Raw genomic sequence first — 10,672 nt, 5'->3', positions numbered from 1 at the left:
GGAGGCAGCCGTGAAGATCGTCGACGCGCGGGTCATCGTCACCTGCCCCGGTCGCAACTTCGTCACCCTCAAGATCGTGACGGACGACGGCCTGACCGGCGTCGGCGACGCCACGCTCAACGGGCGCGAGCTGGCGGTGGCGAGCTACCTGCGCGACCACGTGGCGCCCACGCTGATCGGCCGCGACGCCTCCCGCATCGAGGACACGTGGCAATACCTCTACAAGGGCGCCTACTGGCGGCGCGGCCCGGTGACGATGACCGCGATCGCGGCGGTCGACACGGCGCTGTGGGACATCAAGGGCAAGGCCGCCGGCCTGCCGGTCTACCAGCTGCTCGGCGGTCGCAGTCGCGAAGGCGTCACGGTGTACGGGCACGCGAACGCCGAGACCGTCGACGACGTGCTGGTCGAGGTGGCCCGCTACGTCGACCTGGGCTATAGGGCCGTCCGGGTGCAGACGGGCGTGCCGGGACTGGCGACGACGTACGGCGTCAGCGGCGACAAGATGTTCTACGAGCCGGCCGACGCCGCGGTGCCGTCGGAGGCGGTCTGGTCGACCGAGCGCTACCTGGCGCACACGCCGTCGGTGTTCGCCCGGGTGCGCGACGAGTTCGGCCCGGCGCTGCGACTCCTGCACGACGTGCACCACCGGCTCACCCCGATCGAGGCGGCGCGGTTGGGCAAGGCGCTCGAGCCGTACGCGCTGACCTGGATCGAGGATCCGACCCCGGCCGAGCTGCAGGAGAGCCTGCGGTTGATCCGCCGGCACACCACCACGCCGATCGCCATCGGCGAGATCTTCAGCGGCATCTGGGACTGCCAGCAGCTGATCACCGAGCAGCTGATCGACTACATCCGGGCCACGGTCGTGCACGCCGGCGGCATCACCCACCTGCGCCGCATCTTCGACCTGGCCGCGCTCTACCACGTGCGCAGCGGCTCGCACGGCGCCACGGACCTGTCGCCGGTCTGCATGTCGGCGGCGCTGCACCTCGACATCGCGATCCCGAACTTCGGCTTGCAGGAATACATGCGCCACACGGCCGAGACGGACGCGGTCTTCCCGCACGGCTACCACTTCGCGGACGGCTACCTGCACCCCTCGGAGAAGCCGGGCCTGGGCGTCGACATCGACGAGGAACTGGCGGCGCAGTACCCGTACCGCCCGGCCGCGCTGCCGGTCAACCGCCTCGAGGACGGCACCCTGCACAGCTGGTGAGTCAGCGGAACCCGAGCTGACGCGCCAGGTCCGCGTGCGCGGAGACGAGCTCGGCCAGGGGGATCGGTCGGCGGGAAACGGCCGAGAGATCCTTGCCTTCGCTGGTCCAAGGCGGCGGCCAGAGACTGATCCCCTGGTCCGGCGGCACGGCCAGCACCTCGTCCTCCCAGCCCGGCCAGCGCACGGCCGAGTAGAACGCGGTGAGCGCGCCGCCGAGCATCGCGTCGAGCCACTCGGCGTAGCCGACCTCCAGATCGTCGAGGGCGAGATCCTCGGGGCCGAAGTAATGGATCGTCGGACGGGCCTGCGGCCGCGCCCGCGACCAGGTGAACTGTCCACCCAGCACGTCGAACCCGACGACCAGCCGGCCGTCGGCGGGATCCAGGTGCGCGGCCACGTCGGGCAGCCCGTCATGCCCGCCGCCCAGGGCCCGCAGCCAGCCATGGTCGACGAGCAGGCCACCGCTGTTGGCAACGACGGCGCCGAGCCACGACCGGGTGGTGATCTCCAGGCGGGCGAGGCATCCGGCGGACCGTCTTGGATCGGCCGGCAACACCTGGACCGGGTACGGCGCCGCCGCCACCGCGTCCGCGATCTCGTCCCACGCTGGCCGTTCCACCCACGTAGCCTGCCAGGCCCGCGCGCCTTGTGCGAACTGTCGGCGGAGAAGCGGCGGTGCTGTTCGGTATGCGAACAGGTTGTCGGCCGGCAAGCAACCTTGACGACCAGCGCAAATATTCACTACCGTGAGTGAGTTCGCGGACCTCAATGGACTTTCCGCTGGTTGTGCAAAAGTTACGGCCATCCATGAAGAACTTTCGCTCTCAACCATCTATCTTTTGGCCGTCACTGACATTAGTGTCTCCCGTAACACACAGGACACACCACGGGTTGGCTGGTGATCCCAGCGCCGGCCGCCCGCCGCGCGTGGCACCGCGGCCTGTACCTGCCCCTGACGGATTCGACCACGCCGGGCGCGTCGGCGGCGCCTGAATCGATTCACGCTCATCCCATCGCGGCGGCACCCTGCCGTCGCGCCGCTGGCGGCTGTCCGCCGCCGAGAGGACGGACGACGATGACCGAAACTCCGTTGGACCCCGCCGAGCGCCGCCGGCTCACCCGGCGCAACATCCTCAAGGCCTCGGCCGCGGCCGGCGCCGCGCTCGGCGCCGCCGGTCTGCCGGTGCTGTCGACCAGCACCCCGGCGATCGGCACGCGCAACCTGCACCCCGAGGAGCTGATCCCGCAGCGGCGCCGCGGCATCATCCTGTACTCGGTGCGCGACCGGATCTCGGCCGCGCCCGACGACAGCGGCGTCCCGTACGGATTCGAGCGGGTCCTGGCCCGGGTCGCCGAGCTCGGCTACAAGGAGGTCGAGTTCGCCGGCTACAACCAGCACACCTCGATCCTGGGCCGGCAGATCACGCCCGAGGAGATCCGCAAGATCCTCGACGACAACGGGCTGGTCGCCAACGGCACGCACACGTCGATCAACGCGACCACCTTCACCCAGCAGCTCGACATCGCCGAGACGCTGGGCATGAAGCACATCGGCACCGGCTCGGACCCGACGAACTCCAGCTACACGTCGGACTGGGACGCGGCCGCCGACCTGTGGAACGAGCTCGGCCGGCAGGCGCGCAAGCGCGGCCTCAAGCTCTACACGCACAACCACGACGCGGCGTACTCCTTCCTGCTCGACGAGGGTCCGTTCGACGTCAACGGCCGGCCCACCCGGTCGTCCGGCATGCGGCGCCTGGAGTACTTCTTCGGCAAGGCCGACCCGCGGTACGTCTTCTTCGAGCTGGACATCTACTGGGCGTACGTGGCCCGGTTCAAGCACCAGAAGTTCATCGACAAGCGCGGCGTCGAGCGTACGGACCTGTTCGACCCGATCCTCAACGTGGCCGCCCGGGGCGACCGGTTCCCGCTGTTCCACGCCAAGGACGGCAACCGCAACAGCACGCTGCCCAACGGCTACGAGATGGTGCCGCTCGGCGAGGGTGACATCAACTTCCAGCAGTTCTTCGAGACCATCGGCGACGCCGACTACCGGCACGCCAACTGGGAGCAGGACAACGCGCCCGGCGGCGCGACCAACCCGGGCCAGTCGCTGGACTTCGCGGCGCTGTCCTACCAGAACATGTCCGAGCTGACCATCTACAAGCGCGGTCGCTGAACCCCGTTTGAGCGGGCCGGGCGCGGCGGCGCGCGCCCGGCCTCCGAGGCGATACCCCCACACCCCGGAGGAACGAATGCCATCCACCCTCCGCCGACGGCTGGCAACGCTGGCCGCGGCGACCGTCGGGCTTCCGCTGGTGGTGCTGGCTCCGGCCGGCGCACAGGCGGATCCCCGCGCCACCGACCCCGCGGCGGGCAGCTCCCGCACCGCGGACCCCGAGCCGCTGGTCGCGGCCGAGAACGGCCCTGAGACCCTGCGCTCGTCGGCTCGGGCGCCCGAGACCTATAAGGTGCTCGTCTTCACCAAGACCGCCGGTGTGCGCCGGCCGTCCATCCAGGACGGTGTCGCGACGATCCGGGCTTTGGCCAAGGACAACGACTTCACCGTCACGGTGTCGCAGAACGCCGCGGACTTCACGGCCGCCAACCTGGCGAAGTTCCGCGCCGTCGTGTTCCTCAACACCACCGGCGACATCCTCAACCCGGCCCAGGAGGCCGCGTTCGAGGGCTACGTCAAGGCCGGCGGCGGCTACGTCGGCGTGCACGCGGCGGCCGAGACCGAGCCGAACTGGGCGTTCTACCAGTCGCTGGTCGGCGCCAAGGTGGCCGGTGTCACCGGTGTCGAGCCCGGCAACGTCGACGTCGCCGACCGGGTCCACCCGGCGACCGAGACGGTGCCGCGCACGCTGACCCTGACGGAGGAGTGGTACAACTTCACCGCCAACGTCCGCGGCCAGTCCCATGTGCTCGCCACCGTCGACGAGAAGACCGTCACCGGCGGCACGATGGGCTTCGACCACCCGATCAGCTGGTGCAAGGACTACCAGGGCGGCCGGTCGTTCTACACCGGACTCGGCCACTCGATCGAGACCTACCGGGCGGCGGCGTACAAGCGGCACCTGCTCGGCGGCATCCAGTGGGCGTCCGGCGTGGTCGAGGGCGACTGCGGCGCGACCGTGCTGGCCAACTACGAGAAGGTCACGCTCAACGACGAGCCCGGCGAGCCGATGTCGCTGGCCGTGCTGCCCGACGGCCGGGTGCTGCACAACACCCGCGGCGGTCAGATCCGGATGTACGACCCGACGACCAACGCCAGCCCGGTCATCACCACCATCCCGGTCTACTCGCACGACGAGGACGGCCTGCAGACACTGGCGATCGACCCCGACTTCGCCACCAACAAGTGGGTGTACGTCTACTACGCGCCGCCGCTGAACACTCCCGTGGACAATCCGGCGACCCCGGGTGTCAACGAGGGCGACGCACCGGCGACGAGCACCGACCCGACCACGTGGGACAAGTTCAAGGGCTACAACCAGCTTTCCCGGTTCAAGCTGGTGGAGTCGCCCACGCCGCACCTCGACATGGCCTCCGAGCAGCAGATCATCCGGGTCGACGTCGACCGCGGCATCTGCTGCCACGTGGCCGGCAAGGTGAAGTTCGACGGCAAGGGCAACCTGTTCCTGATCACCGGCGATGACACCAACGCCGGCGGCTCGGACGGCTTCACGCCGATCAACGACTCACCGAACCAGGGTCCGGGCTACGACGCCCGGCGCTCGTCGGCCAACACCAACGACTTGCGGGGCAAGGTGCTGCGGATCAAGGTGAAGGCCAACGGGACCTACACGTCCCCGGCCGGGAACCTGTTCCCCGAGTCGACGGACGTCGACGGGAAGACCCGTCCGGAGATCTTCCTGATGGGCCTGCGCAACCCGTTCCGCTTCGACGTGGACAGCTCGGGCCGGCTCTACGTCGCCGACTACTCCCCCGACTCGCGCACCTCCAACCCGACCCGCGGGCCGGAGGGCACCGGGCGGTGGTTCTCGACCAACAAGGCCGGCAACTACGGCTGGCCGCTGTGCATGTCGCCGAGTCTGCCCTATGTGGACTTCGACTTCGCGACGCGGACGTCCGGTGAGCCGTTCAACTGCGGCGCCCCGGTCAACGACTCCCGGCACAACACGGGCCTGACCGTGCTGCCGGCGGTGCAGCAGCCGCAGTTCTGGTACACCTACGAGGCCCGCACGCCGTGCGGCAGCGCGTACCTGCAGAACCCGCCCATCGCCTGCGACTTCAAGTGGCCGGTGATCGGGACAGGTGGCGTCGGCCCGCACGGCGGCCCCATCTACAAGTACGACGCCGACAGCACCTCGCAGGTCAAGTTCCCGGAATATTTCAACAACGCCGTGGTGTTCGGCGAGTTCACCCGCGACAAGCTGTTCATGATGCGCACCGACGGCAAGGGCAACCTGACCGGCGTGGAGCAGTTCCTGCCCGGCACCCTCTTCGACAACCCGATGGAGATGGAGTTCGGCCCGGACGGCGCGCTCTACGTGCTGGAGTACGGCGACGGCTTCTTCAACGCCAACCCGGACGCGCAGCTGTCGGTCATCCGCTACGTCAAGGGCACCCGGTCGCCGGTGGTGAAGCTGTCCGCGACACCGACGTCCGGCCAGGCACCGCTGACGGTCGCGTTCTCGTCGGCCGGCACCTTCGACCCGGACCCGGGCGAGTCCATCTCGTACGCCTGGGACTTCACCAACGACGGCACGGTGGACTCGGCGGACCCGAACCCGACCTACACGTACACGGAGAACGGGTCCTATGTGGCCAAGCTGACCGTGACCGACTCGAGTGGCAAGACCGGCGTGCTGACGACGGTCATCACGGTCGGGAACACGGCGCCGTCGGTCCGTGTCACCACACCGGTCGCGGGTTCCTTCTTCGACTGGGGTGACTCGATCCCGTACACGGTCGAGGTCAGCGACCCCGAGGACGGGCCGATCGACTGCACGCGGGTCGTGGTGACGTTCGTGCTCGGCCACGACACGCACGGCCACCCGGACGGCTCGACCACCGGCTGCACGGGCACCGTCCAGTCACCGGCGGACGGCGCCGACCACGCGGGCGGCTACCTGTTCGGCGCGGTCAGCGCGTCGTACACCGACCTGGGCGGTGGCGGTCAGCCGGCGCTGACCACGGTGTCGCAGGCGGTCATCCAGACGCCGCGGCAGCAGGCGGAGTTCGCGCAGGTGCAGACCGGCGTGACGGTCGCCAACACCGGTGACACCGGCGGCGGCCTGCACGTCAACGGCATCGACGTGGGCGACAGCATCGCCTTCGACCCGATCAACCTCGACGGTGTGTCGACCGTGACGCTGCGGCACTCGGGCGGATCGGCGGCCACCGCGGGCACCCCGCGGGCGACGGTCGAGCTGCGGATCGACTCGCCCACCGGCCCGCTGGCGGGCACGGGCACGCTCAACGCGACGACGGGCAACGGCGCCTTCGTCGAGACGGCGGTCCCGGTCAGCTACGCGGCCGGCGCGCACAAGCTCTTCCTGGTCTTCACCGGCGTCACCGGCGGCCCGACGACCGGCCTCGTCAACCTCAACTGGGTCCAGTTCGACTGACCCTGCCCGGCCGGCGGCGGCCCGTCACTCCCTCGTGGGGTGGCGGGCCGTCAGGTGTTGATGCGGTCGCCGGTCAGCGACAGGTCGTCCGTGGCCCGCACGGGATAGGCCTCGAGCGTGGGCGCGGCCAGGACGGCGGCGATCAGCTCGGGCGGGCCGGCCACCAGCGTCGAGTCGAAGTCGATCTCGGTGCCGACGCACCAGGCGTGGTCGGCCGGCCAGAGCAGGCTCGGCGACTGGGGTTCGAAGGCGCCGGCGAAGTCGTGGCCCATCGCCAGGGCCGCCCGCAACGGACCGCGATAGAGGAGGTAGTCGCGATCCGGCAGTCGAAGGCGAGGCAGATCCCAGACCTCGCGGGGCACGCCGGGATCGGTCGGCACGAAGGGCGGCGCGAGCGCCGGCACGGCGTCCTCGTCCCAGTCGGCTGTGCTCTCCTGGTAGCGCACGATGCCACGCGGTCCGGGAATGTCGTCGTCGCGCTCGACCACGCTCATCACCGCGACGCCGCCACCGCCGACCCAGCCCCAGCCCTCCCAGAGGGCGTGCCAACAGACCTGGTCGCCGGCGTAGGGAGCCAGCACGTCGAGCAGCGCGGCCAAGGCCGGCGGCGCCAGCGCTCCTGGGCGTACGTCACCGTCGGTCCACTCGCTGCCGTCCGCCCGAGTGATGATCGACAACCATTGCATCAGCGGATGGGCGACGCGGCCGGTCGCCTGGCACACCTGGGCCCACGTGGTGTCCGGCCCGCCGTCGTGGCGCTCGACGGGGTGCAGGACCCGGGCGTACGCCGGAAAGCTGCCCGGCACCACACCCGACACGGCGCCGTTCGGTCGGGGCAGAGCGGCCGCGAGCCAGTCCCCCGCCGACACGTCGGCGACCGGCTCGAGCCCCTCCATCGCCATGGGCCTAATTCTCCCGTCAGCCGGCCCGCAGATCGCCGAGGAGGTACTCGGCGCGGCGCGGCGTCCACGGATCGCCGGCCGAGCCGGTCACGGTCAGCGCGGTCGAGCCGGCACCGACCGCCCACGGCACCAGGCGATCGAGGCCATCGACATCGAGGGCGCCGGCCAGCACCGTGCGCCCCGACAGATCGGGCGCCAGCCCGCCGGTGGACGCCGCGGCCGCGGCGCGGACCGCGGCCGGGTCGGCCGGGACCTGGGTCCAGGTGCCGTCGGCGTGACCGACGAGGATGCGGTCGGCCCGGCCGGCCGCGTGGAACGCCAACAGGTCGAGCAGCGTCGCCCGGTGGCCGCCGAGGAAATGGATCCACTGGTCGGCCGCGGCCCGGGCGAGCTGGTCGCCGTGGCGACCGACGCTGTGGCCGTAGCCGCGGCCCGGCAGCGTGAGGTCGGTCCAGAGCAGCCGGCGGGCCGGCAGGTCGATGACCATGGGCAGCAGCATTCGGGCGTTCCCCTGGAGATCGAACCGCTGGGCCACACCCGCGGCGTCGAAGAGCCCTCCGCCGGGCGGCGGCACCATGAGGCCGGCGAACGCATCGCCGAGGGCCTCGAACGGCACGGCGTTGTAGCTGAGCACCACGGGCACGGCGTACCGCACGCCGGTCACCGCGAGCCGGTCGACCGCGAGGTCGAGGAACTCGGTCGCCCCCAGCGGCGCCGGGGCGGAGGTCAGATCGCCGGAATGCACGGCGGCATCGCCGCGGAACCGCAGCTGCTCGTAGTCGCACTGGCCCAGCCGTCGCCAGTCACGGTCGAAGAACGCGCAGGACAGGTCGAGGTCGACCCGGGTGCCCGCGGGTTCCGTCCAGTGCAGGAAAAGTCGCAGCACCTGGCCCGGCGGCAGCGGACGGACGCCCCCGCGCGGCCAGCCGGCCAGCTGGGCCGAGGCCGCCCGCTCCCGCATCGGCGCCGGCATCCCGGCCAGCGCCGCGTCCAGCACGGCGACGTCGAACCGCTCGTGCCGGCCGGCGCGGGCGCTGAGCTCGCCGTCGACGAGGGCGCGGGTCGCGGCGATGGCATCCGCCGGGATCGGCCGCCGCCGCTCGGGCTCGGTCCAGGTGGTGACGACGCTGCCGCGCGGGAAGAACACCCGCCGGGGCATGCCGGGACCGGGCCGACCACCGACGATCCCGGGCAGCGGTGCGTCATCCGCAACGGGAGGGGAGCCAGTCGGTGGCCGGGTCGGTCCGCCGCGCAGCCGCCGGACCGCCGCGTCGAGCAGGGTACCGACATTCTCGGTGAACGCCGGGATCGCAGCGGCGACGGCCGCGCGGTGCGCCCGGGCCGCGGTGCGCGCGCGGGCGGTCGCGGCCAGCTCCTCGGCCGTGGCGGGCACGGTCTCGGCGCGGCCGGCCAGCTCGGCTGCCGCCGCGGTGAGCACGGCCGCCCCCGCCGCCGGGACCGTGGCCCGCATGGCGGCGTCGACGGCGGCGCGGGCCACCGGGTCCTCGCCGGCGGCGCGGAGCAGGTGGTCGAGCCGCCGCCACAGCTGACCCGGCCGCTCGGTGAGCAGCTCGGCGGCCCGCGCCACGTCACCGGCGGCGAAGGCCGCCTCGACCAGCGCGGCGTGGGTGCGCAACCGGACGCCGACCGTGCCGTCCGCGTGGTTGATCAGCAGCAGGTGGCGCGGCTCGCGCGCACAGGCCTCCTCGATGGCCACCGCCAGGTGGCTGTCGGGCGCGGTGCGGGTGCCACGCAGCGCGGCGAACGCGAGGGCGGCCGCGGGCCGCGACGCGACCCGCTCGAAAGGGTGCAGCCGCTCGCCGAGCCGCTTCCACACGGTCGGATGGCGCTGCAGGTCTTCCGCCGCCCCGGCCGCGCCACAGCGGTCGAGGAAGGTGAGGGCCGCCCGCCGCAACGGACGCGCCAGCGCGCGGACCCGCACCTCCGGAACGGTCACAACGGGCTCCTGCACGGGCCGCCAGGCCGTGCCAGGCCCCGTGTCGTCGGCGCGGCGCGGGAGGACCAGACCGGGATCGCCGCCGGAGTAAGCCCACAGCGTCCGCGCCACGTCGGTGGCGGTCGTCCAGCGCCGCCCGGCCTCCGCGACCAGACCGGGGAACGCGGGAGTCAGGGCGGTGGCGTGCAGGGCCCAGGCGGTGACGAGCGCGAGCGTCTCGCGAGCGGGCACCACCTCGGGCAGCCAGTCGAGCCGGCCCTTGGCGGTGGCGGTGACCAGCACCTCGAGGTCGGCCCGGTCCGCCTCCGACAGCGCGCCGGGCCGGGCGACGAACTCGTCACGGAGCCGGACGGCGGCGGCGTGCGGGTCGGGCTCGAGCCCGGCGAGCCGCAGCGGCAGGGGCGGGCGCTCGTCGAGCCGGCGTGCTCGCGGCGCAGCGGGCGGCGTTACCGGGAGATACGTGTTGTCGGCCGCCAACCGACGGCCGCAGACGGGGCACGCGCTGTATCGCTCCGGCGGAAAGCAGGCGGGACAGACGGGATGCCCGCACGGATCGAGCGGCGCGCCACCGTCGTCGCGTCCACACAGGACGCACGGCGCGCCGGGCACCGCGAACAGGTGGACGAGCAGCCGCTGGACGAAGAGCTTGTCGACGTCGCGGGGTGTGTCGGGGAACGTGCGGTAGAGCGGCACCATCGTGCGGTCGGCGCCCGCCAGCTCGTCGACGGCCGCGAGCAGCCAGTCGGCCCAGCGCACCCGGATCGCGCTGGGCAGCGCCGCGGCCGCGGCCCGCAGGTCGTCGCGCAACAACCAACCACGACCGGCGAGGTCGGCTTCCAGCGCGGCGACCCACGCACTTCCGTCCGGCGGCGTCGCGCCCGCGCTGACCACCGCCACCCGGCCCGTCTGGCGCAGCAACACTCCGGCCAGCGGATCCATCGCGCCACCTCCCCCGTTGCGAAGGCGGTGGGCGGAGAGTCGCGACGCTAATCAGCCA

6 protein-coding genes are annotated in these 10,672 nt (G+C 72.0%); 3 read left to right on the top strand and 3 right to left on the bottom strand.

Annotation, left to right across the window (positions count from 1 at the left end):
• Positions 1–10 precede the first annotated feature (10 nt).
• Complete coding sequence (gene manD / locus O7635_RS26940; RefSeq protein WP_278083271.1) at positions 11–1,219, top strand: D-mannonate dehydratase ManD; 1,209 nt, start codon at positions 11–13, stop codon at positions 1,217–1,219.
• A gap of 1 nt (position 1,220) precedes the next feature.
• On the opposite strand, the gene O7635_RS26935 is transcribed toward manD, so the two are convergent.
• Complete coding sequence (locus O7635_RS26935) at positions 1,221–1,838, bottom strand: DUF2625 family protein (protein WP_278083270.1); 618 nt, start codon at positions 1,836–1,838, stop codon at positions 1,221–1,223.
• A 456-nt stretch (positions 1,839–2,294) separates the two neighbouring features.
• Here O7635_RS26935 and O7635_RS26930 point away from each other — a divergent pair, with 456 nt between their 5' ends.
• Complete coding sequence (locus O7635_RS26930) at positions 2,295–3,398, top strand: sugar phosphate isomerase/epimerase (protein ID WP_278083269.1); 1,104 nt, start codon at positions 2,295–2,297, stop codon at positions 3,396–3,398.
• A gap of 76 nt (positions 3,399–3,474) precedes the next feature.
• Entirely contained in the window at positions 3,475–6,816 is a 3,342-nt protein-coding gene (locus O7635_RS26925; protein WP_278083268.1) for a ThuA domain-containing protein, read from the top strand.
• Between the two features lie 50 nt (positions 6,817–6,866).
• Here O7635_RS26925 and O7635_RS26920 read toward each other — a convergent pair whose 3' ends face one another.
• Together O7635_RS26920 and O7635_RS26915 are read right to left on the bottom strand one after the other, a co-directional pair.
• Positions 6,867–7,718 carry a hypothetical protein gene (locus O7635_RS26920; protein ID WP_278083267.1) on the bottom strand — a complete coding sequence of 284 codons (852 nt, stop codon included), beginning with the start codon at positions 7,716–7,718 and terminating at the stop codon, positions 6,867–6,869.
• A gap of 16 nt (positions 7,719–7,734) precedes the next feature.
• Complete coding sequence (locus tag O7635_RS26915; RefSeq protein ID WP_278083266.1) at positions 7,735–10,614, bottom strand: MXAN_6230/SCO0854 family RING domain-containing protein; 2,880 nt, start codon at positions 10,612–10,614, stop codon at positions 7,735–7,737.
• Positions 10,615–10,672 lie beyond the last annotated feature (58 nt).

It is taken from the genome of Asanoa sp. WMMD1127 (assembly GCF_029626225.1).
Lineage (GTDB): Bacteria > Actinomycetota > Actinomycetes > Mycobacteriales > Micromonosporaceae > Asanoa.
The sequence above is the reverse complement of the archived record's forward strand: the minus strand, read 5'-3'. Positions and strand labels throughout refer to the sequence as shown.